Here is a 23166-nt window from a genome sequence, read left to right as displayed (position 1 = left end):
ATGGCCGGCACGCCATTGCCTACCTCATCGTATGGTTGCTCTACATCGGCCGCCCGGGCCATTCCGCGGGCGGCCGTGAAGGCGTTGCGCCATGGATCGCTTCCCGTCCGCTGTCCGCGTGGATGGCCCGGACCGGCCCAAGCCAGGCATCAAGGTCCGGTCACCGGCGCGTCACCACGATCTCCAGGTATTCGCTGGGTACGACCATCGTGCCATCGCCAGCGCGGTTATACCGGTCTATTTGCACCATGAGGTCGCTGGTCAGCGTGGCTTGCGCCGCCGGGTCCAATGCGCCGAACGCCTTGAGCAGGGGGCCGTAGTAGGTCTTGAAGACCTGCAGCCAGTGTTCCGGGGAGCGGTAGCGGAACACGAAGTGGCGGGGCTCGGCCTGGATCGACGAGGCATGCGGACCGAACATTTCGTCGATGCGCGCCCGGATGCCCCACAGCGCCGGCGACTTGACCCCGGCGGGCGGCGGCAGATGCTTGCCGATGGTCTTGAAGACCTGGCCGATGAAACCGTCAGGCGTCCAGTTGGCCAGGCCGATCTTCCCGCCAGCGCGGCAGACGCGGACCATTTCGGCGGCCGCCTGGTCCTGGTCGGGGGTGAACATCACCCCGAAGGTCGAGACGACCGCGTCGAATCCGCCATCCGGGAACGGCAGGGCCTCGGCGTCGGCTTCCTGGAATTCGATCTTCAAGTGCTCGGCGGCGGCGCGTTCGCGGCCGCGTCCCAGCAGCGCTGGCACATAGTCGGTCGAAACGACATCGCACCAGCGGCGGGCGGCGGCCAGCGAGGCATTGCCGTTGCCGGCGGCGACATCAAGCACCTTCTGTCCGGCGCGGACGTCCAGCGATTCGCACAGCTGTTCTCCTACGATCTGCAGCGTGGTGCCGACTACGGCATAGTCCCCGGAAGCCCAGGTGCCCTGCTGGCGTGTCTTCAAGGCGGCCAGGTCGGGCTGCGCGGAATCGCGCACGGGGCTGGTGGCGAGGGAGGAAATGGACATGGTCTGTCTCCGTTAAGGCTCTGTGTATGCGGCAGTGCGCGATGCGGGCCTGCCGGGGAACCGCAACCGGCGCCGCGCGGGTTTGCGTGTGCCGTGCTTCCCGGAATCCAAGTTAAGAGCGGGCCATGGAGGCGAGCGTGGTAGCCGGCGTGGAATCGGCCGAGGGTTCGGCCGGCCCCGCGCAGCCGTCCGGTTCCGACCCCGGCGGCGAGGTCCGGTTGCGCCTGCTCGGACCCATGGCGATCAGCCGGGCGGGCACGGCCCTGGCGCTGCCGCCGTCGCGCAAGCTGCGCGCGCTCATTGCCTATCTGGCGTTGGCCCCGCATCCCGTGCAACGCGCGCATCTGTGCGAACTGCTGTGGGACGTTCCGAACGATCCGCGCGGCGAGCTGCGCTGGTGTCTCAGCAAGGCCAGGACTCTGCTGGACGAGCCCGGCCGGCGCAGGGTGGAGACCGTGCAGGACACGGTGAGGCTGGACCTCGTCGACTGCCACGTCGACGCCATCGAAATCGGCAGCGCGATGCAGCAGGGCATCGCCCAGCTGGACTGCGGGCGGCTGCAAGCGCTGGCCGCGCTGTTTTCGGGCGATTTCCTCGAGGGGCTGGAGATCGACCGCAACCCCTTTTTCAACAACTGGCTGACCGCGCAGCGCCGGCGTTTGAGGGCGTGCCATGCCGCGGTCCTGGAACATCTGGCGGCCAGCCTTCCGGCAGGGTCGGGCGATACCTTCGCCTGCCTGGACAAGTGGCTGCAGCTCGCTCCCTTCGACCGGCGTGCGCATGAGCTGCTGCTGGGCTTGCTGGCGCAGCGCGGTCAATGGCGCGAAGGCGAGGAGCATCTGGCCGCGGCGGTCCGCGCCTTCGAGGCGGACGGGTTGGACTGGCGGCCCTTGCGCGATACGTGGCGGAATCTGAGGGGGCGGGCAAGCGAGACGCCGCGGCTCGAGGCGGCGCCAGGAGCGGCGTCAGAGGCGGCGTCCGCGGAGCGCGCGGGCCGCGCGTCGATCGCGGTGATGCCCTTCGTGGACCGCTCGGCGCAGGCCGGCGTGCGCGGCGGGCTGGCCGATGGCCTGGCCTATGACATCATCACCCGGCTGGCCAAGCTGCGCAGCCTGTTCGTCATAGCGCAAGGCACGGTGTTCGCGCTGGACCAGCGCAACGTGGGACCCGACGAGGCCGGCCGCACGCTCAATGTGGACTATGTCGTGAGCGGGTGGCTGCAGCGCCGGCAAGACCGCATCGCCGTAGCCGTTGAACTCATAGAAGCCCGGACCGCGCGCATCGTGTGGGCGGACGTCTACGACCGGCAGCTGGACGATGCCCTGTTGGCCCTGGACGAAATCGGCAACCGGATCGTGGCCGCCATCGACATCGAAATCGAGGCCGCCGAGCGCAACCGGGCCATTCTGAAGCCGCCGAACTCCCTGGACGCCTGGCAGGCCCATCACCGCGGCCTGTGGCATATGTACCGCTTCAACCGCGCCGACAACGAGCAGGCGCGGCACTTTTTCGAGATGGCCTTGAGGCTCGATCCGACGTTCTCGCGGGCCTACGCGGGCTTGTCATTCACCCATTGGCAGGACGCGTTCCAGCGTTGGGGCGAGCAGGCGCCGGCCATCGACATGGCGTTCGAAGCCGCCGGCCAGGGCCTGATCGCCGATGACCGCGACCCGGCGGCGCATTGGGCCATGGGCCGGGCGCTATGGCTGCGCGGCAGCCAGGATCAATCGCTGGCCGAGTTGACGCGCGCCGTGGATTTGAGCCCGAATTTCGCCCTGGCGCACTACACCCTGGGCTTCGTCCATTGCCAGTCGGGCGACGCCGAGGCCGCGATAGGCTCGTCCGACCATTCTCGCGACCTGAGCCCGTACGACCCGCTGCTGTTCGGCATGCTGGCCGTGCGCGCATTGGCGTTGGTACGCCTGGGCCGGTTCGAGGAAGCCGCCGGCTGGGCGCTGAAGGCGGCGGCCCGCCCCAACGCCCATGTGCACATCCTGGCGATCGCGGCCTGCTGCCTGGCGATAGCCGGCAAGGACGATGAGACCGCCGGCCTGCTGGCCGCGATCCGCAAGACGCATCCCTCATACTGCGTGGACGACTTCCTGGCGGCCTTCCGCCTGGCCGGAGATGCCGAGGCGCTGTTCAGGACGGGCGCCCGGCGCATCGGGCTGGGCTGAGCCGGCGGCGTTGCGTTTCAGGCGATCTCCACCGCATCGCCGTTCAAGCGCGCCCGCCAGGTCCGCAGCCGTTGCTCCGGGTACTGCACGCACGCGCCGTCGGCGAGCCGGAAGTGTTGCTTGTAGAGCGGCGAGGCCACGACGAGTTCGCCGCCTACGTGGCCGACGATGCCGCGGCCGATGACGTTGGCGCCGGACTTGGGGTCGCGGTTATCGATCGCATAAACGCCGTCGCCCGCGGCTTGCGGCACGTAGAACAAGGCAATCTGCGCGCCATCCACCAGCGCCACCACGCCGGAATTTGGCACCAGATCCTGGCGCCGGCAAACCGGTCGCCAGTCTTGGGGTTTGTGGATCAGGGCGTCCATCAGGCAATCTCCTCGGTAATGGCGATGACGCGCGCGGGAGCGGGTCGGGGCTGGCCGCGTTCCTGCACGAACCGGATGCCGGGGTCGGCGCTGGCGTCGTTGACGAAGGTGCGGAAGCGCTTGAGCTTTTCCGGATCGTTCAGCGCGTTGGCCCATTCGCATTCGTAGCGGTCGACCACCAGCTGCATCTGCGCTTCCAGCTCCGCGCACAGGCCCAGGCTGTCCTCCAGCACCACCTGCTTCAGGTAGTCCAGGCCGCCCTCCAGCGATTCGCGCCAGACCGAGGTGCGCTGCAGCTTGTCGGCGGTGCGGATGTAGAACATCAAGAGGCGGTCTATGGTGCGGATGAGGGCGGCGTCGTCCAGGTCGGTGGCGAACAGCTCCGCGTGCCGCGGGCGCATGCCGCCGTTGCCGCAGACGTAAAGGTTCCAGCCGTTTTCGGTGGCGATGACGCCGATGTCCTTGCTTTGCGCCTCGGCGCATTCGCGGGTGCAGCCGGATACTGCGAACTTCAGCTTGTGCGGCGAGCGCAGGCCCTTGTAGCGGTGTTCGATGTCCAGCGCCATCTTGACGCTGTCCTGCACGCCATAGCGGCACCAGGTGCTGCCCACGCAGGACTTCACCGTGCGGGTGGACTTGCCGTAGGCATGGCCGGTCTCGAACCCGGCGGCGATCAGTTCCGCCCAGATTTCCGGCAGCTCGTGCAGTTGCGCGCCGAACAGGTCGATGCGCTGGCCGCCGGTGATCTTGGTGTACAGCTGGTACTTCTTGGCGACCGCGCCGATGGCGATCAGGCCGTCGGGCGTGATCTCGCCCGCGGGTATGCGCGGCACCACCGAATAGGTGCCGTTCTTCTGCATGTTGGCCATGAAGGTGTCGTTGGTGTCCTGCAGCGGCACCAGATGGGGATCCTGGATCGGGCGGTTCCAGCACGAGGCCAGGATGGAGCCCACCGCGGGTTTGCAGATGTCGCAACCCTGCTGGCCGCGCCCGTGGCTGGCCAGGAGCTCGTCGAAGGATTCGATGCCGTTGACGCGCACGATGGCGTACAGCTCCTGGCGCGTGTGGGGAAAGTGTTCGCACAGGCTCTTGTCCACGGCCACGCCGCGGCTGGCCAGTTCGTGTTCGACCACCTGCTTGAGCAGGCTGGCGCAGCCGCCGCAGCCGGAAGCCGCCTTGGTGCAGCCCTTGACCGCGGCCAGGTCGGCACAGCCGCCGTCGATCGCGGCGCAGACCGCGCCCTTGCTCACGTTATGGCAGGAACAGATGGTGGCGGCGGCGGGCAGCGCATCCACGCCCAGGAGCGGCGCACCTTGGCCCTGCGGCAGGATCAGGCTGGCCGGGTCCGCGGGCGGCGCGATGCCGTTCTGCACGTATTGCAGCAGCGTGTCGTAGTAGCTGTTGTCGCCCACCAGCACCGCGCCCAGCACGCGCTTGCCGTCGGCGGACACCACCAGGCGGCGGTAGCCGGCGCCGGCTTCGTCGATGTAGCGGTAGCTGCGCGCGCCGGGCGTGGCGCCGTGGGCGTCGCCGATCGAGCCCACGTCCACGCCCAGCAGCTTGAGCTTGGTGGACATGTCGGCGCCGCTGAATGTCTGCTGGCCGCTGCCGCACAGCGCCGCCGCCACCGTGCGCGCCATCTGGTAGCCGGGCGCCACCAGCCCGAACACGCTGCCGTTCCAGGCCGCGCATTCGCCGATGGCGTAGATGTGCTCATCGCTGCTGCGGCACTGATCGTCGATGGCCACGCCGCCGCGCTCGGCCAGCGTCAGCCCGGCCTTGCGCGCCAGCGTCACCTGCGGCCGGATGCCGGCCGAAAACACGATCAGGTCGGTTTCCAGCGGCGCGCCTTCGGCAAAGCGCATGCGGTAGCGGTACTGCGTGCCGGGCTTGATGTCCTGGGTGGCGCGCGACAGGTGCACGCCCACGCCCAGCGCCTCGATGCGCGCCTTGAGCGCCGCGCCGCCTTGCTCGTCCAGCTGCACCGGCATCAGGCGCGGCGCGAATTCGACCACGTGCGCCTCCAGCTTCAGCGACTTCAGCGCATGGGCGGCTTCCAGCCCCAGCAGGCCGCCGCCCACCACCACGCCGCGGCGCGCGCCGTGCGCAGCCGCGCGGATCAGGTTCAGGTCGTCGAGCGTGCGGTACACCAGGCGCGATGCGCCTTCCGCGCCCGTGATCGGCGGCACGAAGGGGTAGGAGCCCGTGGCAAGTATCAGTTTGTCGTAGACGCCGCGGCCGCGCGCGGTCACGATCTCGCGCCGGCGGCGGTCGATCTCCAGCACCGGCGTGCCCAGGTGCAGGGTCACGCCTTCCTGTTCATACAGCGCCGCGTCGCCCAGCGCCATCGATTCGGCGTCGCGTCCATTCAGGTATTCGGACAGGTGCACGCGGTCGTAGGCGCGGCGGCTTTCTTCGCCGTAGACGTGGATGCGGTAGCGCGCAAGCGCGCCGCCGGCGATGAGTTGTTCGACGCAATGGTGGCCCACCATGCCGTTGCCGATGACGACGAGGGTCTGCAGAGAATCGGATGAGGCCGCTACTTTCATGGGATGTCCCCGTGGGCTTGGGTATTCGGGTTTCAGAAAACGCAAAGGCGCCCTGGACCTTGCGGTCGGGGCGCCATTGCCGTTACTGCTCTAGTTGTCTCGCCGGCCTTGCGGCCCGCGCATGAATCATCAAGCAAAGTCCATGCCAGGGATGCCGGCGGTCAGCGGCGGGAGTGGGCGCGCCGGGCGCTTCATAGGGAAAGCGGCCTCAGGATCGCTTTTGCGGCCGCGTCGCGCGTCGCACCGCCCCGGTCGGCGTGCATCAAGGCGGTGCATATTCCTGTGCGGCGCCGCACCCGTTTGGCGCAGCGCAGCGGTCTAGGCAAACGCCGCCTGGACGGCGGCGAAGGCAGCGGCGACCAGGGGATCGCTGCGGCGGGAGGCCTGGGTGATGAAGGCGAGTTCGGCCTGGATCGCCAGGCCCTTGACCAGCACCAGCCCGCTGGCCTGGGATTCGCGCAGCGCGACGGAGTCGCGCGCCAGCGACAGGCCCACGCCCGAGCGCACCAGGTCCAGCATCGACGCTTCCTGGTCCACTTCGGCCACGGCGTTGGGCGCGACGCCCAGCGCGTCGAACTTGTCCGACAGCAGCCGGTGGTGCACCGAATCCGGCGGCGTCCAGATCCAGGGCAGGGCGGTGATCGCGGCCCAGTCGCGGCCGGCCACCTGCGCGCCCCAGCCCTTGGGAGCCACGACGAAATAGGCGAAGGAGGCGAGCGGCATTGCTTCAAGCCCGGCGGGCGCCGCGTCACGTCCTTGCGGGCCGAGGGAAAAACCCACGTCCAGTTCGCCCGCGCGTACCTGTTTCGCCACCGATCCGGACATGCCGTGGCGCAGGGTGGGGCGGATCTTGGGATAGTGCTCCACCAGGTATTGCAGCGTGGCGCCCAGGCGCAGGAATTCCGGATCGAGGATGGTGCCAATGCGCAGATCGCCCTGGACGGTGTCGCGCAGGGCGCCCAGGGCGCGCTGGAAGTCGTCCAGCGCGTCCAGGATGCGCTGCGCCGAAGGCAGCAGCGCGCGGCCGTCGGCGTTGGGCGCCAAGCCTTGGGCGGTGCGCGAGAACAAGGTCAGGTCCAGCGATTCCTGGAAGTTCTTCAACTGCAGGCTGAGCGCGGGCTGGGTCAGGTGCAGATGCTCGGCCGCGCGCGTCAGGTTGCCCTCACGGGCCACGGCGGCAAAAGTGCGGATGTGCTTCAGGTCCATGGGGCGATTCCCGGAGTAGGCGGCGAGCAAAAGGGGCTGAACATTATTTAAGTTGCTTATAAACCGTTTTTCAACAATTCATTGGACAGTTCCACCCGGCTGCGCGAGAGTCACGGTAGATGCCCGGCGCGCGCAAGGTCGCCAGAGCCGGGTCGGCTCACCCAGTCCGCAGGCGTACCGCCCCGGCAAGAAGATAAGAAGAGCTTATGGAGACATACGACTACATCATCGTTGGCGCGGGCTCGGCCGGCTGCGTGCTGGCCAACCGCCTGAGCCGCGACCCTGCCGTGCAGGTGCTGCTGCTGGAAGCAGGTGGCCGCGACAACTACCACTGGATCCATATCCCCGTGGGCTACCTGCATTGCATCGGCAATCCCAGGACGGACTGGATGTACCGTACCGCGGCGGAAGCCGGTCTGGGCGGCCGTTCCCTGATCTACCCGCGCGGCCGCGTGCTGGGCGGCAGTTCATCGATCAACGGCATGATCTACATGCGCGGCCAGCGCCAGGACTACGAGGACTGGGCCGAACTGTCCGGCGACCCCGCCTGGGGCTGGGACCAGGTGCTGCCGGTGTTCAAGCGCAGCGAGGACTATCACCGCGGCGCGGACGAATTCCATGGCGCAGGCGGCGAATGGCGCGTGGAATCGCAGCGCCTGCGCTGGGACATCCTGGAAGCCTTTGCCGGCGCGGCCGAGCAAGAGGGCATTCCGCGCGTGCAGGACTTCAACCGCGGCGACAATTTCGGCTGCGGCTATTTCGAAGTGAACCAGCGCGGCGGCTGGCGCTGGAATACCGCCAAGGCATTCCTGCGGCCGGTGCAAAAGCGTCCGAACCTGCGCGTGATGACGGGCGCCCATGCCGAGCAACTGGTGTTCGAGGGCAAGCGCTGCGTCGGCGTGCAGCTGCGCCGCAACGGCCAGAGCGCTACCTTGCGCGCGCGCCGCGAGGTGGTGCTGGCGGCTGGCGCGGTCAACACGCCGCACCTGCTGGAACTCTCCGGCGTGGGCGAGCCCGCACGCCTGCGCGAAAGCGGCATCGCCTTGCAGCACGCCTTGCCGGGCGTGGGCGAGAACCTGCAGGACCATCTGCAACTGCGCGTCATCATCCAGGTGCAGGGCGTGAAGACGCTGAACCGCATCGCCTCCACCTGGTTGGGCAAGGCCGGCATCGGCCTGGAGTACCTGCTCAAGCGCAGCGGCCCGATGAGCATGGCGCCGTCGCAGCTGGGCGCGTTTGCCAAGTCGGATCCGAACCAGGCGCGCGCCAACGTCGAATTCCACGTGCAGCCGCTGTCGCTGGGCGCGTTTGGCGAACCGCTGCATGGCTTTGACGCCTTCACCGCCAGCGTGTGCAATCTGCGGCCGACCTCGCGCGGCAGCGTGCATGCGCAGGGGCCGCAGGGCGCGCCGGCCATCACGCCCAGGTATCTGAGCACCGAGGAAGACCTGCGCGTGGCGGCGGACTCGATCCGCCTGGTGCGGCGGATCGCGGCGGCGCCGGCCTTGCAGCGCTACCAGCCGCAGGAGTGGCTGCCGGGACCTGCGTTCCAGACGGACACCGAGTTGCGGGAAGCGGCCGGCAAGATCGGCACCACCATCTTCCATCCGGTAGGGACCTGCGCGATGGGACGCGACGCGGACGGCGGGGCGGTGGTGGACGCGAGGCTGCGCGTCCATGGCCTGGAGGGCCTGCGTGTGGCCGACGCCTCGGTGATGCCTTTGATCACGTCGGGCAACACCAATTCGCCGACCATCATGATCGCGGAGCGGGCCGCCGACATGATCCGCGAGGACGCTGCAGGGCGCTGAATCTACCGTGGGCGCGGCAGAAAAGAAAGCCGCCCTTAAAGGGCGGCTTTCTGGCGATGGCGTCACCGCGTTCAGCGCAGCGAACGGTACATTTCCTGGCGTTGCGGGTGGGTCAGCATCACTTGCCAGAGCTGGCCCTCGCGCGAGCGGAAAAAGCCCGCGCAGCACATCAGGTAGTACTTCCACATGCGGTAGAAGCGGTTGCCGTAGCGCGATTCCAGTCCGGGCCAGGCGCGTTCGAAGTTGTCCCACCACGACATCAGGGTACGGTCGTAATCGGCGCCGAAGTTGTGCCAGTCTTCAATGATGAAGCGGCCTTCCACGGCGGCGGCGATCTCGCGCGCGGACGGCAGCTTGCCGTTGGGGAAGACGTAGCGGTCGATCCAGGGATCGGTGCTCTGGCTGGTGGAGGCGATGCCGATGGTGTGCAGCAGGAACACGCCGTCCGGCGCCATCAGGCGCTGCACGTTGCTGAAGTAGGTGTCGTAGTTCTTGGGGCCGACATGCTCGAACATGCCCACCGACACCACCTTGTCGAAACTACCCTGCAGGTCGCGGTAATCCTGCAGCAGCAGTTGCACGGGCAGGCCCTTGACCCTTTCCTGCGCCAGGGCCAGTTGCTCCTTGGACACGGTCACGCCGGTGACCTTGACGCCATAGCGTTCGGCGGCAAAGCGCGCCAGTCCGCCCCAGCCGCAGCCGATGTCCAGCAGCGTCTCGCCTTCGCGCAGCTGCAGCTTGCGGCAGATCATCTCCAGCTTGGCCAGTTGCGCTTCTTCCAGCGTCTGGGCGTTTTCCCAGTAGGCGCAGGAGTAGATCATGCGGCTGTCCAGCATGGCCTCGAACACGTCGTTGCCCGCGTCGTAATGCTGTTCGCCGACCTCGAACGCGCGGTTCTTGGACTGCAGGTTGAACAGCTTGTGGCGCAGGTGCTCGGCGATCAGCTTGACGCGCGCCAGGCCCAGCGCCGCCGACCCCATGTCGGCGCGCAGCAGTCGGGTGAACAGTTCGTCGAGCTGGTCGCAGTCCCATTCGCCGTCCATGTAGGATTCGCCCAGGCCCAGCGACCAGCTGGCGAAGACGCGCTCGTACATATGCTTGTCATGAACCTGTATGTCCCAGGGGCGGTTGCCGTTGATGCGGACATCGGCGCGGGCCAGGACGTCCTGGAGCACTTTGGGAGGTTCGGGGGGAGGGGAACTGGCGGATTGATGGCCGGCGGCCAACGGCGAGGAAGGACTGCTCTGCTGCATACGGACTCCATATCAATTTTGGGATGACTGATCTGGCAATGCTTGAAACTTCCGAGTCTGATCCTAACAGGTCCGCAACTCCAATTTAATGATTGGATCGCCTCGATAGGCAAAGGCACCCCGCGGTGCGTGGAGGTGGGGGCGGCGATCCGGATGCAAGGATCGTAGCGACGACCGGGCCGATAGTCCAGAACCCCACCGCCGGGTGTTGCGGCGGCGCAGCCTGCCGTCCTATAAGATACCGGCCTGGCGCGCCTTCGCCATGGCGCGCAACGACTCGTGGAGTGTATCGATGGTGGACGCCAGCCTGGAACCCCGTTTGGATTTCGTCACATGCGCCAGCCCGGCGGGCCTGCACCGCATGGCCTACTGGGAATGGGGCGACCCGGGCAACGACCAGGTGCTGGTCTGCGTACATGGCCTGACCCGCAGCGGGCGGGACTTCGATACGCTGGCGCGGCGGCTGGCGGGGCGCTATCGCGTGGTCTGCCCGGACGTGGTGGGACGCGGCCGTTCCGACTGGCTGGCCAATCCCGCGTTTTACACGGTGCCGCAGTACGTCTCGGACATGGTGACCCTGCTGGCGCGCCTGAAGCCGGCGCGGCTGGCCTGGGTCGGTACGTCCATGGGCGGGCTCATCGGCCTGGCGTTGTCGGGCGCGGCCGTGTTCGCGCGCGCCATGCTGGCCATGCGCCCGCACGCGGGCATGCTGCCGCCCGAGCAAGGCTTCCACCTGGACAAACTGGTGCTCAACGACGTCGGGCCTCGTCTGGAGACGGGCGCCCTGGCGCGCATCGGCCAGTATGTGGGCGAGCCGGGCGAGTTCGCGAGCTTCGAAGAGGCCGTGGCCACCATGCGCGCCAACTCCGTCACGTTCGGCCCGCATACCGACGCGCAGTGGGCGGACCTGGCGCGCTATCTGTATCCCCAGCAGGGCGACAAATGGGTCAAGCATTACGACCTGGCGCTGTCGCAGGCCCTGGCCGCGCAGACTCCCGAGGAACTGGCGGCTGGCGAACAGATCCTGTGGCGTTCGTATGATTCCCTGCCGTGTCCCGTGCTGATCGTGCGCGGCGCGGAATCCGACTTGCTGACGCGCGCCACGGTCGAGGAAATGCTCAAGCGCAATCCGCGGGCGCAGGCCCATGAAGTGGCCGGCGTGGGCCATGCGCCCACCTTGATCTCGGACGAGCAGGTGGATCCGGTCGCGTCCTTTCTGCTGTCCTGACCGCGCCGTAAACAAGGGACGGCTCGGCGCTATCCACGCTGCCGGGCCTTCTCTACAATAGCTGGATGAACGCGCGCACATTGAATATCGACCTGCACTGCCATTCCACCGTCTCGGACGGCGCCCTCGCGCCGCGCGACGTGGCGCAGCGCGCGCATGCCAACGGCGTGGACGTCTGGGCCCTGACCGACCACGACGAAATCGGCGGCCTGGCCGAAGCGGCCCGCGCGGCGCGCGAGCTGGACATGGACTTCGCCACCGGCGTCGAGATCTCCGTGACCTGGGCGGGCGTCACCGTGCACATCGTGGGCCTGCGCTTCGACCCCGAGAACGCCGCGCTGGCCGAAGGCCTGCGCAAGACCCGCTCCGGCCGCGCCGAACGCGCCAAGCGCATCGGCGAACGCCTGGCGGAAATGGGCATGCCCGGCGCCTACGAAGGCGCGCTGCCGTTCGCAGGCAACCCCGAACTCATCAGCCGCACGCACTTCGCGCGCTATCTGGTCGAAGCCGGCTATTGCCCCGACGTGCAGACCGTGTTCACCAAGCACCTGGGCGACGACCGCCCGGGCCACGTACCCATGCAGTGGGCCACGCTGGCGGAAGCCGTGGGCTGGATCCGCGGCGCGGGCGGCATCGCCGTCATCGCGCATCCCGGCCGCTACAAGTACACGCCGCTACAGTTCGCCGCGCTGTTCGACGAATTCCTGCAGCTGGGCGGCCTCGGCATCGAGGTCAACACCGGCAGCCATACCCCGGAAGAGGCCCGCTATTATGCGGATGTGGCGCGCCGCTATGGATTCCTGGCGTCGCGCGGTTCGGACTTCCATAGTCCGAAGGAAAGCCGGGTGGACCTGGGCCGCTTGCCGGCGCTGCCGCCCGACCTCAAACCGGTCTGGCACGACTGGTTCTGACGCAGGCGGCGGCCATGTCGCCAGCCCTTGCACACAATCGACTGTAATCGCGCCCGACCGGCGCAACCGCCATGAACAAAGCCTTTGTCAAAGAGTCGGACAACGAGGACGACGACGATCTGCCGCAAGCCCAGGCGCTGCCTGCCGGCACCAAGAACTACATGACGCCCGGCGGCTACGAGCGCCTGCGCAGCGAGCTCACGCACCTGATGAACGTGGAGCGCCCCTCTGTCGTGCAGGTGGTGTCGTGGGCCGCGTCCAATGGCGACCGTTCCGAGAACGGCGACTATCTGTACGGCAAGAAGCGCCTGCGCGAGATCGACCGCCGCATGCGCTTCCTGACCAAACGGCTGGATATCGCCGAAGTGGTCGATCCGGCCGCGCAACCCAACCGCGACCAGGTGTTCTTCGGCGCCACGGTGCTGTATTCGGACAAGGCCGGCGAGGAACACAACGTGACCATCGTGGGCGTCGACGAGGCCGAGCCGCTGGCGGGCAAGATCAGCTGGATCTCGCCGGTGGCGCGCGCGCTGATCAAGGCCAAGGAGGGCGACACCGTGGTGCTGCGCACGCCCGGCGGGATCGAAGAGCTGGACATCCTGGAAGTCAGCTATCCCGCATGAAAGAAAACGGGCGCCAGCTTGTGGCTGGCGCCCGTTGGTGGGCGGGATCTGACGTCCCTGCCTCGGTTGGCGGCTTGCGCCGCCGTTCCCCTGGGGCTTGCTGCTTGTTCTGGCGGGCTTACTTCTTGCGGCTGGCGATCGACTTTTCAGCCAGGTTCACCAGGTCTTCGCCGATCTGCTTCTTCCACTTGTCATAGACCGGCTTGGTCACCTTGACGAAGGCCTCGTGGTCCGCCTGCGACAGCGAGGTCACGGTCACGCCGTGGCCGGCGATTTCCTTCAGCAGCGACGGGTCTTCAGGCGTCACGCCCTTGCGCGCGATCACGATCTGCTGCTTGCCGGCGTCCAGCGCGGCCTGGCGCACGATGTCGCGGTCCTTCTCGGACCAGGAATTCCACACCTCGCGGTTGACCACGAAGATCAGCGGGTCGGCCACGTAGTTCCACAGCGTCAGGTACTTCTGGCCGACGGTGTAGAGCTTGGAACCGGTGTAGATCGACAGGGGATTTTCCTGGCCGTCCACTGCGCCGCTGGCCAGCGCCGGCTGGGCATCGGCCCAGCTCATCTGCGTGGGGTTGGCGCCCAGCGCGGTGAAGGTGTCGATGTACAGCGGCGAGCCCACCACGCGCAGCTTCAGGCCCTTCATGTCTTCGGGCTTCTTGATCTCGTGCTTGGAATTGCTGAGCTGGCGATAGCCGTTTTCACCCCAGGCCAGCGGCACCACGCCGGCTTTCTCGATGAGCTTGAACATCTCCTTGCCCACGTCGCCCTGCACCAGCGCATCGATGGCGGCATAGTCGGGCATCAGGAAGGGCAGGGAGAACAGGTTCAACTGCTTGACCTGCGGCGACCAGTTGATGGTGGAGCCCACGGCCATGTCGATCACGCCCTGGCGGATGGCGGTGAACTCGCGCGTCTGGTCGCCCTGGACCAGCGACGTGCCGGGATAGACCTTGATGTTGATGCGGCCCTGGGTGCGCTCGCGCACCAGGTTGGACCAGATCTCGGCGCCCTGGCCCCAGGGGAAGGTGGTGCCGACCACGATGGAGAGCTTGTACTCGGACTTGTAGTTCTGCGCGTGCGCGGGCGCCATGCCGACGACGGCAGCCGCGCACAGGGCTGCTCCGATCAGGTTGCGGAATTTCATGTTGCGTCTCCTCTCTTTGCGTGTCTGTTGTTGTAATGAATACCGGTACCGCCGGCCTTGGGGGCGCCCCTTGAGGTCGCCCCGTTCGGCCCTTTCAATAACCCAGCTTCTTGGGCAGCCACAGCGCCAGCTGCGGGAACACCAGCACCGCGACCAGCACCAGGAACATCGCGCCCAGCAGCCACACCACCCAGCGCACCGTGGACTCCATCGGCACGCGCGCGATGCGGCACGACACCATCAGGTTCACGGCCAGCGGCGGGGTGAACTGGCCCAGGGCGACCTTCAAGGTCAGGATCACGCCGAACCACACCGGATCCCAGCCATAGGCGTTGGCGATGGGCATGAGCAGCGGCACGAAGATCAGGAAGATGGAAATGCCGTCCAGGAACATGCCCACCGTCATCAGCAGCAGGATCAGCAGCGCCAGCACGCCCCATTCGCCCAGGCCGGAGTTGACGATGGCGTGGGTGATGGGATCGATCACGCTCAGCGTGGACAGGGCCCAGGCGAAGATGCCGGCCAGCGTCACCACCAGCATGATGACGGCGGAAAGCTCGGCGGCTTCGCGCAGGATGGTGTACAGGTCGCGCAGCTTGATGGTGCGGTGGATGAACATGCCCACGAACAGGCCGTAGAACACTGCGACCACGGCCGCTTCGGTGGGCGTGAACCAGCCCATGCGCATGCCGCCCAGGATCAGGACGGGTGCGGCCAGGCCCCATGAGGCTTCGCGCAGGCTGGCCCAGAAGGGCGGGCGGGGCAGGTGGGCTTCGAGCGCGCCCATCTTGTGCTTGCGCGCCAGCCACACCGCCGGAACGATAAGGGCGATGCCGGCCAGGATGCCGGGGATCATGCCGGCGGCGAACAGCGCCGGCACCGAGGCGCCGGGCACCAGCACCGAGTAGATGATGAAGGCCACCGAGGGCGGGATCAGGATGTCCGTGGCGGCGCCGGCCGCGACCACGGCGGCCGAGAACGAGCCCGGATAGCCGGCGCGCGACATGGCGGTGATCATCACCGCGCCCACCGCTGCGGCACAGGCCGGGCCGGAGCCGGAGATGCCGCCCAGGAACATGGCCACCGCGATCGACACCAGCGGCAGCATGCCCGGGCCGCGGCCGACGATGGCAATGGCGAAATCCACCAGCCGCTTGGCCACGCCGGAGCGGTCGAAGATCGAGCCCACCAGCACGAACATGGGGATGGCCAGCAGCGGATACTTGGCCAGGCCGGCGTAGAAGTTCTGCGGCACGGTCAACAGGCCATACCAGGGCGTGTCGAGGTTGGACAGCACGATGGCCACGGTCCCGCCCAGGCCCAGGGCCACGCCGACCGGCACGCCGATCAGCATCAGGACGATGAAGACGATGAAGAGGATGGCGGCGATCATTGCTGATCCTGCCCGGCGGCGCGTCCGCTCTTGGCGATGCGGCGCAGCGTGCCGATGGTGCGCAGCGAGATCGCCGCGGCCATCACGGGCAGCCAGATCGAATACCACCAGGTAGGCACGCCGATGGCGGGCGAGGTCTCCTCGTAGATATATTCGTCGGCAACCAGCTTCACCGACAGCACGGTCAGCAGCAGGAAGAAGGCCAGCACGCAGCCGTTGGAGATCAGCGCCATGATGCGCTGGCGGCGCGGGGAGCCGGAGTCCGCCAGGATCTCGATACGTATGTGGTGGTTGCGCACGAAGGCGACGCTGCCGCCCGCCATGGTCAGCACGATCAGCAGGAACACCGAGATTTCTTCCGTCCAGGCGAAGGACTGGTCGGTGAAATAGCGCACCAGCACGTTCAGGAAGGTGATGATGGCCAGGGTCGCCAGCAGGATCACGGCCAGCCAGTCCTCGATGGCCAGCGGTACTTTGACTGCGGGATCTGCTTCTGCGGGAATGATCGGTTCGACAGGCTCGGCGGGGGCTTCGGGGCGGGACATGTGAGGCAGCGGCCGGCGCGCGGGTAGGCGCCATGCGTTAATGGGGGTCGCTGCATCCTACCGTCGCGCCGTGGGGCCGGAAGTTCGTGTTTTCCCGCGGTGCGGGATGAGCGCAACATGTTGCAACGCAATATAAAACCGCAGGCAGGGCGCCGAGCGGTATTGGGAAAGATTCGCAGCGGCGCGGAGTTGGCGCGGATGCTGCTTCGCACCATCCCGGTGCGCGGCCTTCGGAATTCTTTTGTAACAATGGCCGAAACAGGGGCGTTCGGGATCGATTGAACAACGGCTCCGGGAAAACCCCCTAAACAGGTAAAATCTCTTTTTGCTCTCCTCTCTTTATACGGCGCCCGCATCGTGTCCCTAGTTCAGCATCTGCCTGGTTCCTCCGTCCTGTCCTCCTTCCGTCGCGATCGCCTCCTGGCGCAATTGAAGGAAGCCGGCTTGCCGGTGGCCGACATATCCGCCCGCTACGAGCACTTCGTCAGCACCGACGCGGCCCTGACGGCCGAACAGCAGCAACATCTGACCCAATTGCTGGACTACGGCACTCCCGCCACCGGCGACGCGCCGGCCAAGAGCCTGTCCCTGCTGGTGATTCCGCGCCTGGGCACGATTTCGCCCTGGGCCAGCAAGGCCACCGACATCGCCCACAACTGTGGCCTGGCGTCGGTGCACCGCATCGAACGCGGCGTGCGCTACGTGATCACTCCCGAGCGCGGCCTGCTGGGTACCAAGTCCTTCGACGACGCCATGCTGGCGCGCGCGGCCGACTGCCTGCACGACCGCATGACGGAAACCGTGGTGGACGCCAGCTTCGACGGCCAGGCGCTGTTCCAGCCGCTGGCCGGCAAGCCCATGCGCACGGTCGACGTGCAGGCGCGCGGCGCCGAAGCCCTGGCCGAGGCGAACATCTCGCTGGGCCTGGCGCTGTCGGACGACGAAATCGAATACCTGGCCAAGTCCTTCACCGACCTGGGCCGCGATCCGACCGACGTGGAACTGATGATGTTCGCGCAGGCCAACAGCGAACACTGCCGCCACAAGATCTTCAACGCCCAGTGGGTGATCGACGGCCAGGAACAGCCCAACACGCTGTTCGGCATGATCCGCGCCACCCACAAGGCGCAGCCCGAAGGCACCGTGGTCGCCTATTCGGACAACGCCGCCATCATGGAAGGCGGCCCCGCCCAGCGCTTCCAGGCAGGCGTGCCGGGCGTGACCGGCGAGGGCGTCGAAGGCGCCAGGTACATCCGCCGCGACACCACCGTGCACACGCTGATGAAGGTGGAAACCCACAACCACCCGACCGCGATCGCGCCGTTCCCCGGCGCCTCGACGGGCGCGGGCGGCGAGATCCGCGACGAAGGCGCGACCGGCCGCGGCTCCAAGCCCAAGGCCGGCCTGACCGGCTTCACCGTGTCGCACCTGCGCTTTGACGACGCGCTGCAACCCTGGGAAGCCGACCATCATGGCCTGCCCGAGCGCATCGCCTCGCCGCTGTCCATCATGATCGACGGCCCTATCGGCGGTGCGGCGTTCAACAACGAATTCGGCCGTCCCAACCTGCTGGGCTATTTCCGTTCGTTCGAGCAGACCGCCGGCGGCACGCGCTGGGGCTACCACAAGCCCATCATGATCGCGGGCGGCCTGGGCAGCATCGACGCAGGCCTGACGCACAAGGACGTGATTCCTCCGGGCGCGCTGCTGATCCAGCTGGGCGGTCCGGGCTTCCGCATCGGCATGGGCGGCGGCGCCGCCTCCAGCATCAGCATGGGCAGCAACTCGGCCGAGCTGGACTTCGATTCCGTCCAGCGCGGCAACCCTGAACTCGAGCGCCGCGCCCAGGAGGTCATCGACCGCTGCTGGCAGCAGGCCGAGAACAACCCCATCATTGCGATCCACGACGTGGGCGCGGGCGGCCTGTCCAACGCCTTCCCGGAACTCGTCAACGACGCCGGCCGCGGCGCCATCTTCGACCTGAAGCGCGTGCCGCTGGAAGAATCGGGCCTGTCGCCCGCCGAAATCTGGAGCAACGAATCGCAGGAACGCTACGTCCTGTCGATCCTGCCCAAGGACCTGGAACGCTTTGACGCCATCGCCCGCCGCGAACGCTGCCCCTACGCGGTGGTGGGCGTGGCCACCGAGGAGCGCCAACTGCGCGTGGTGGACGGCGAGGGACTGCCTGGCCTGGACTCGATCCGTCCGCAGGGCGAAGCCGAAGTGCGTCCGGTGGACGTGCCGATCGACGTCATCCTGGGCAAGCCGCCGCGCATGACCCGCGACGTCACGCGCCTGCCCGGCGTGTCCGCGCCGCTGGACCTGGCCGGCATCGACCTGACCGAAGCCGCCTACCGCGTGCTGCGCCACCCCACGGTGGCCAACAAATCCTTCCTCATCACCATCGGCGACCGCACCGTGGGCGGGCTGTCCAGCCGCGATCAGATGGTCGGTCCCTGGCAGGTGCCGGTGGCCGATTGCGCCGTGACCCTGGCGGACTATGAGGGCTTCCGCGGCGAAGCCATGTCCATGGGCGAACGCACCCCGATCGCCATGCTGGACGCGCCGGCCTCCGGCCGCATGGCCGTGGCCGAGGCCCTGACCAACCTGGCCGCCGCCGACGTGGCGCGCCTGGAAGACATCAAGCTGTCGGCCAACTGGATGGCCGCCTGCGGCGTTGCCGGCCAGGACGCCGCGCTGTACGACACCGTGTCGGCCGTCAGCGAACTTTGCCAGGCCACCGGCCTGTCGATCCCGGTGGGCAAGGATTCCCTGTCCATGAAGACGTCCTGGGAACAGGACGGCGAACAGCGCCAGGTGGTGGCGCCGGTGTCGCTGATCGTCACGGCATTCGCGCCCGTGGCCGACGTGCGCGCCAGCCTGACCCCGCAGCTGCGCACCGACGCTGGCGACAGCGTGCTGATCCTGATCGACCTGGGCCGCGGCCGCCATCGCATGGGCGGCTCGATCCTGGCGCAGGCCTATAACCAGGTCGGCGAAACCGTGCCGGACATCGACGCGCCGCAAGACCTGCGCGCCTTCTTCGTCACCATCCGCACCCTGGCCGAGGCCGGCACCATCCTGGCCTACCACGACCGTTCCGACGGCGGCCTGTTCGCGACCCTGACCGAAATGGCCTTCGCCGGCCGCACCGGCATCTCGGTCAACCTGGACATGCTGACCTTCGATCCGCAATCGGCGGATTGGGGCGACTACAAGATCCGCCCCGAGCAGGTGGCGGTGCAGCGCGAGGAACTGACGCTCAAGGCGCTGTTCTCCGAAGAAGCCGGCGCCGTCATCCAGGTGCCGGCCGCCCAGCGCGACGCCGTCATGCAGGTGCTGCGCGGCGCGGGCCTGTCGGCGCACTCGCATGTCATCGGCGGCCTGAACGGCGCCGACGAAGTCGAGTTCTACCGCGACGGCAAGAAGGTCTGGGGCCAGCCGCGCGCCGAACTCGGCCGCGCCTGGAGCGAAGTGTCCTACCGCATCATGTCGCGCCGCGACAACCCGGCCTGCGCCCAGGCCGAACTCGACGTCTGGAACGACGCCACGGACCCGGGCATGAGCCCCAACGTGGACTTCGATCCCCAGGAAGACGTGGCCGCGCCCTTCATCAACACCGGCAAGCGTCCGCGCGTGGCGATCCTGCGCGAGCAGGGCTGCAACAGCCAGGTGGAAATGGGCTGGGCCTTCGACACCGCCGGCTTTGAAGCCGTCGACGTGCACATGACCGACCTGTTGTCCGGCCGCGTGGATCTTGCTCAGGTGCAAGGCCTGGTGGCCGTGGGCGGCTTCAGCTACGGCGACGTGCTGGGTGCCGGCGAAGGCTGGGCACGCACCATCCGCTTCAACAGCAAGCTGTCGGACCAGTTCGCCGCCTACTTCGCGCGTCCCGACACCTTCGCGCTGGGCGTTTGCAACGGCTGCCAGATGATGGCTGCGCTGGCGCCGATGATCCCGGGCGCAGAGTTCTGGCCGCGTTTCACGCGCAACCTGTCGGAGAAGTACGAAGCCCGCCTGGCGATGGTCGAAGTGGCCAAGTCGCCGTCGATCTTCTTCGCCGGCATGGAAGGCGCGCGCATTCCGGTGGCCGTGGCGCACGGCGAAGGCTATGCGGACTTCTCGCAGCAGGGCGACGCCAGCCGCCTGCTGGCCGCCGCACGCTACATCGACAACCGCGGCCAGGCCACCGAAGCCTACCCGTTCAACCCGAACGGCAGCCCGGGCGGCCTGACCTCGGTCACCACCGCCGACGGCCGCTTCACGGTCATGATGCCGCACCCGGAACGCGTGACGCGCAACGTCATGATGTCGTGGGCGCCCGAGAAATGGGGCAAGGCGGACAAGGGCGGCGCGTTCAGCCCCTGGATGCGCATCTTCCGCAACGCGCGCGTCTGGCTGAAGTAAGCCATGCGCTGGCGCCGGGGCTCGTTACCCGGCGCTTGCGCGAAACGCCCCGCTACTTGGCGGGGCGTTTTCATTGCGGCGTTTAAGACTGGTACTTCAGAACTGGTACTTCACCCGGCCGATGACGCTGCGCCGGCTGCCCGGATAGCAATCGCTCAGGTCGGAGCAGGTCGCCAGGTATTCCTTGTCGAACAGGTTGGTGGCGTTGACCGACAGCGTCAGGTGCTTGTCGACCGCATAGGACACGCCCGCGTCCACCAGCGTGCGCCCGGCGATCTTCAGCGTGTTGGCGTTGTCGCCGTAGGTCGAGCCCACGTAGCGCAAGCCCGCGCCCAGGCTCAGCCCGGCCAGGGCGCTGTTGCGCACCGTGTAGTTGAGCCAGCCCGAGGCGCTGTGCTCGGGCACCAGGGCCGGACGGTTGCCTTCGGTGCCGTTGTTGGCGCGGGTGATGCGGGCACGCACATAGGTATAGGAACCGGTGAAGTCCCAGCCATCGCCCAGGCTGAACTTGCCTTCCAGTTCCACGCCGCGCGATTGCACCTCGCCCGAGGCGACCTGGAAGCCGGGGTTCTGCAGGTCATTGGTCAGCACGTTGCTCTTCTTGATGTCGAAGACCGCCAGCGTGTAGAGCGCATTCGACCCGGGCGGCTGGAACTTGATGCCGCCTTCCCATTGGCGTCCGCGCGAGGGCGCGAACGGAGAACTGCCATTGGCCGGCGCAGAGGTTCCGGTATTGGGCAGGAAGGACTGGGCGAAGCTGACGTAGGGCGCGACGCCGTTGGGCATGACGTAGTTCAGGCCGGCGCGGCCGCTGAAGCGGCTGCCGCTCTGGTCGGTGTCGTTGTTCAGGATCCGGTTTTCGGTCTTCTGGCTGTACCAGTCGTAGCGGCCGCCCAGGGTCAGCACCCAGCGTTCATCGAAGCGGACCTGGTCCTGCAGATACAGGCCGGTCTGGTGCGTGCGCTCCAGGTAGTTGGCCAGCGGTATGGTTGGCGTGGGCACGTCCACGCCATAGACCGGGTCGAACGGGTTCAGGCTGGGCGCCGGCCCCATGGTGCGCGACACGTCGGCGCTGCTGCGGTTGAAGTCCAGGCCCAGCAGCAGCGTATGGGCCAGCGGGCCGGTGCGCAGGTCGAACTGAGCCTGGTTGTCCAACGCCAGCGCGGTCATGCTTTCGTCGTAGCGCCGGGCTGTGCGGGCGATGCCGGTGGGCGTCAGGCCGGCCAGGAACATGTTGTCCAGGATCGAATCGACCCGCCCGTAGCGCAGGTTCTGCCGTACCTGCAGCGTGTCGTTGAAGCGGTGCTCGAACAGGTAGCCGATGCTCTTCTGGTCCTGGTCGTAGCGGTTGAAATTGGGATCGCCGTTGCGCAGATTGGTGGGCTTGCCGTTGACCGTGACCGTGCCGATGGTGCCGCCGGAGCGGTCGCGCAGGTACTCCGTCAGCAGCGTGAAGCGGGTCGCGGCGGAAGGGGCCCAGGTCAGCGAAGGCGCCAGGAACAGGCGGTCGTCGGAGATCCGGTCGCCGTTCGGATAGGTGAATTGCGTGTTGGCGTCGCGCGCCACGCCGATGACGCGGTACATCAGCGTGCCGTCTTCGGTCGCCGGGCCGGTCAGGTCGACCGCCGCCTGCTTGCGCTGGAAGCTGCCGTACTCCAGCTCGGCCTCGTAGTGCGGCGTGGCCGAGGGCAGTTTGCTCACTCGGTTGATGACCCCGCCCGCGTCGCCCTGGCCGTACAGCACGGAAGAGGGGCCGCGCAGCACCTCGATGCGATCCAGCGCATAAGGTTCGCTGCGGAACAGGGTGTAGCCGGAGGTCGCCTGGCGCAGGCCGTCCTTATAGTCGCTGGTGGCCTGGGCGTTGAAGCCGCGCAGCATGACCCAGTCGAAACCCTTGGGGTCCACGCCGTAGGTTTCCACCGTTACGCCAGGCACGTAGCGCAGCACTTCGGTCACGCTTTGCGCGTTCTGCGCTTCCATCTGCGCGCGCGTTACCACCGAGATCGACTGCGGCACTTCCAGGATGGGCGTGTCGGTCTTGGTGCCGGCCCGGGTTTCCTCGGCCACGTAGCTGTCGGGCGCTACGCTTGAGGCCCGCACGGTGACCGGCTCCAGCGTGGAGACGCCGGCCGCGCCGGGCGGCAGCGGACGCAGCACGTAGCCGCCGCCTTCCAGGCGCGCCGCCAGGCCGCTGCCGGCCAGGATCGCGGCATAGCCCGCGTTCAGGCCATAGGCGCCGCGCAGGCCGGGACTGCGCCGGCCCGCGGTCAGGGCGCCGTCGATGGTGATGGTCACGCCTGCCTGCTGCGAATAGGCGTTAAGCACCTGGTCCAACGGGCCGGCGGGAATGTCGTAGCTTCTGGCGGCCCGCTCCTGGGGCGAGGGGGCGCCCGGTTCCGCGGCCATGGCGGCGGGGGGCGCGGCCAGCGCCAAAGCGGTCAGGGCCAGCGCCAGCGTGCTGCGGGCGGGCTTGGGAGTGGAGCGGGCTTGCATGTAGTGGGTTCCTCGTTGCGGACGTGAATGCTGCGGATATGCAGGT

At 67.7% G+C, this 23166-nt stretch carries 16 protein-coding genes; 7 read left to right on the top strand and 9 right to left on the bottom strand.

Translation table 11 applies throughout. The features are described 5' to 3' along the window. Nucleotides 1–160: 160 nt before the first annotated feature. Complete coding sequence (locus IB257_RS06570) at nucleotides 161–1009, bottom strand: class I SAM-dependent methyltransferase (RefSeq protein ID WP_192492070.1); 849 nt, start codon at nucleotides 1007–1009, stop codon at nucleotides 161–163. Nucleotides 1010–1134: 125 nt separating this feature from the next. On the opposite strand from IB257_RS06570, the gene IB257_RS06565 reads away from it, so the two are divergent. After that, nucleotides 1135–3186, top strand: coding sequence for a transcriptional regulator (locus tag IB257_RS06565; protein ID WP_192492069.1), 2052 nt, complete (start codon nucleotides 1135–1137; stop codon nucleotides 3184–3186). Nucleotides 3187–3203: 17 nt separating this feature from the next. Here IB257_RS06565 and nirD read toward each other — a convergent pair whose 3' ends face one another. The 3 genes from nirD to IB257_RS06550 all read right to left on the bottom strand — a co-directional run bounded on the left by nirD (nucleotide 3204) and on the right by IB257_RS06550 (nucleotide 7309). Continuing rightward, the gene (gene nirD / locus IB257_RS06560) at nucleotides 3204–3554 is read right to left on the bottom strand and encodes a nitrite reductase small subunit NirD (protein ID WP_175213666.1); all 351 of its coding nucleotides are present in this window, start codon (nucleotides 3552–3554) and stop codon (nucleotides 3204–3206) included. Then, nucleotides 3554–6103, bottom strand: a complete 2550-nt coding sequence (nirB, locus tag IB257_RS06555; RefSeq protein ID WP_192492068.1) for a nitrite reductase large subunit NirB — start codon at nucleotides 6101–6103, stop codon at nucleotides 3554–3556. The genes nirD and nirB overlap by 1 nt, the downstream gene beginning before the upstream one ends. Before the next feature lie 318 nt (nucleotides 6104–6421). After that, entirely contained in the window at nucleotides 6422–7309 is an 888-nt protein-coding gene (locus IB257_RS06550; protein WP_192492067.1) for a LysR family transcriptional regulator, read from the bottom strand. 206 nt (nucleotides 7310–7515) lie between these two features. Between IB257_RS06550 and IB257_RS06545 the strand changes: the two genes are divergently transcribed. Continuing rightward, complete coding sequence (locus IB257_RS06545) at nucleotides 7516–9120, top strand: GMC family oxidoreductase (protein ID WP_192492066.1); 1605 nt, start codon at nucleotides 7516–7518, stop codon at nucleotides 9118–9120. A gap of 71 nt (nucleotides 9121–9191) precedes the next feature. On the opposite strand, the gene cfa is transcribed toward IB257_RS06545, so the two are convergent. Next, nucleotides 9192–10373, bottom strand: coding sequence for a cyclopropane fatty acyl phospholipid synthase (cfa, locus tag IB257_RS06540; protein WP_192492065.1), 1182 nt, complete (start codon nucleotides 10371–10373; stop codon nucleotides 9192–9194). A gap of 292 nt (nucleotides 10374–10665) precedes the next feature. Between cfa and IB257_RS06535 the strand changes: the two genes are divergently transcribed. The 3 genes from IB257_RS06535 to greB all read left to right on the top strand — a co-directional run bounded on the left by IB257_RS06535 (nucleotide 10666) and on the right by greB (nucleotide 13135). Next, nucleotides 10666–11601, top strand: a complete 936-nt coding sequence (locus tag IB257_RS06535; protein WP_119451266.1) for an alpha/beta fold hydrolase — start codon at nucleotides 10666–10668, stop codon at nucleotides 11599–11601. A 65-nt stretch (nucleotides 11602–11666) separates the two neighbouring features. Further along, complete coding sequence (locus tag IB257_RS06530; protein WP_175162247.1) at nucleotides 11667–12512, top strand: 3',5'-nucleoside bisphosphate phosphatase; 846 nt, start codon at nucleotides 11667–11669, stop codon at nucleotides 12510–12512. A gap of 71 nt (nucleotides 12513–12583) precedes the next feature. Further along, nucleotides 12584–13135, top strand: a complete 552-nt coding sequence (gene greB, locus IB257_RS06525) for a transcription elongation factor GreB (RefSeq protein ID WP_119451267.1) — start codon at nucleotides 12584–12586, stop codon at nucleotides 13133–13135. A 118-nt stretch (nucleotides 13136–13253) separates the two neighbouring features. Here greB and IB257_RS06520 read toward each other — a convergent pair whose 3' ends face one another. The 3 genes from IB257_RS06520 to IB257_RS06510 form a co-directional block, all read right to left on the bottom strand. Continuing rightward, the gene (locus IB257_RS06520) at nucleotides 13254–14282 is read right to left on the bottom strand and encodes a DctP family TRAP transporter solute-binding subunit (RefSeq protein ID WP_119451268.1); all 1029 of its coding nucleotides are present in this window, start codon (nucleotides 14280–14282) and stop codon (nucleotides 13254–13256) included. 94 nt (nucleotides 14283–14376) lie between these two features. Then, on the bottom strand, nucleotides 14377–15675 hold the full coding sequence (locus IB257_RS06515) for a TRAP transporter large permease (protein ID WP_054456243.1): 1299 nt from the start codon (nucleotides 15673–15675) through the stop codon (nucleotides 14377–14379). Then, nucleotides 15672–16220 carry a TRAP transporter small permease gene (locus IB257_RS06510; protein ID WP_054456244.1) on the bottom strand — a complete coding sequence of 183 codons (549 nt, stop codon included), beginning with the start codon at nucleotides 16218–16220 and terminating at the stop codon, nucleotides 15672–15674. The genes IB257_RS06515 and IB257_RS06510 overlap by 4 nt, the downstream gene beginning before the upstream one ends. A gap of 117 nt (nucleotides 16221–16337) precedes the next feature. On the opposite strand from IB257_RS06510, the gene IB257_RS06505 reads away from it, so the two are divergent. Both IB257_RS06505 and purL read left to right on the top strand, forming a co-directional pair. Continuing rightward, nucleotides 16338–16502: a hypothetical protein gene (locus IB257_RS06505; protein ID WP_192492064.1), complete on the top strand. Its 165-nt coding sequence runs from the start codon at nucleotides 16338–16340 to the stop codon at nucleotides 16500–16502. 75 nt (nucleotides 16503–16577) lie between these two features. Then, entirely contained in the window at nucleotides 16578–20627 is a 4050-nt protein-coding gene (purL, locus tag IB257_RS06500; RefSeq protein WP_192328469.1) for a phosphoribosylformylglycinamidine synthase, read from the top strand. Nucleotides 20628–20723: 96 nt separating this feature from the next. On the opposite strand, the gene IB257_RS06495 is transcribed toward purL, so the two are convergent. Beyond that, complete coding sequence (locus IB257_RS06495; RefSeq protein ID WP_192492063.1) at nucleotides 20724–23120, bottom strand: TonB-dependent siderophore receptor; 2397 nt, start codon at nucleotides 23118–23120, stop codon at nucleotides 20724–20726. Nucleotides 23121–23166: the final 46 nt, after the last annotated feature.

Source organism: Achromobacter sp. ACM03, assembly GCF_014851665.1.
Classification (GTDB): domain Bacteria; phylum Pseudomonadota; class Gammaproteobacteria; order Burkholderiales; family Burkholderiaceae_B; genus Achromobacter; species Achromobacter aegrifaciens.
This window is presented reverse-complemented; position numbering and strand designations above follow the sequence as displayed.

What these genes read in the sequence shown, in the direction of transcription:
- IB257_RS06520 (WP_119451268.1), bottom strand. Translation starts at nt 14,282, where the DNA reads ATGAAATTCCGCAACCTGATCGGAGCAGCCCTGTGCGCGGCTGCCGTC.
- IB257_RS06565 (WP_192492069.1), top strand. Translation starts at nt 1,135, where the DNA reads ATGGAGGCGAGCGTGGTAGCCGGCGTGGAATCGGCCGAGGGTTCGGCC.
- cfa (WP_192492065.1), bottom strand. Translation starts at nt 10,373, where the DNA reads ATGCAGCAGAGCAGTCCTTCCTCGCCGTTGGCCGCCGGCCATCAATCC.
- greB (WP_119451267.1), top strand. Translation starts at nt 12,584, where the DNA reads ATGAACAAAGCCTTTGTCAAAGAGTCGGACAACGAGGACGACGACGAT.
- nirB (WP_192492068.1), bottom strand. Translation starts at nt 6,103, where the DNA reads ATGAAAGTAGCGGCCTCATCCGATTCTCTGCAGACCCTCGTCGTCATC.
- nirD (WP_175213666.1), bottom strand. Translation starts at nt 3,554, where the DNA reads ATGGACGCCCTGATCCACAAACCCCAAGACTGGCGACCGGTTTGCCGG.
- IB257_RS06495 (WP_192492063.1), bottom strand. Translation starts at nt 23,120, where the DNA reads ATGCAAGCCCGCTCCACTCCCAAGCCCGCCCGCAGCACGCTGGCGCTG.
- IB257_RS06535 (WP_119451266.1), top strand. Translation starts at nt 10,666, where the DNA reads ATGGTGGACGCCAGCCTGGAACCCCGTTTGGATTTCGTCACATGCGCC.
- IB257_RS06530 (WP_175162247.1), top strand. Translation starts at nt 11,667, where the DNA reads ATGAACGCGCGCACATTGAATATCGACCTGCACTGCCATTCCACCGTC.
- IB257_RS06505 (WP_192492064.1), top strand. Translation starts at nt 16,338, where the DNA reads ATGTTGCAACGCAATATAAAACCGCAGGCAGGGCGCCGAGCGGTATTG.
- IB257_RS06550 (WP_192492067.1), bottom strand. Translation starts at nt 7,309, where the DNA reads ATGGACCTGAAGCACATCCGCACTTTTGCCGCCGTGGCCCGTGAGGGC.
- IB257_RS06570 (WP_192492070.1), bottom strand. Translation starts at nt 1,009, where the DNA reads ATGTCCATTTCCTCCCTCGCCACCAGCCCCGTGCGCGATTCCGCGCAG.
- IB257_RS06545 (WP_192492066.1), top strand. Translation starts at nt 7,516, where the DNA reads ATGGAGACATACGACTACATCATCGTTGGCGCGGGCTCGGCCGGCTGC.
- IB257_RS06515 (WP_054456243.1), bottom strand. Translation starts at nt 15,675, where the DNA reads ATGATCGCCGCCATCCTCTTCATCGTCTTCATCGTCCTGATGCTGATC.
- IB257_RS06510 (WP_054456244.1), bottom strand. Translation starts at nt 16,220, where the DNA reads ATGTCCCGCCCCGAAGCCCCCGCCGAGCCTGTCGAACCGATCATTCCC.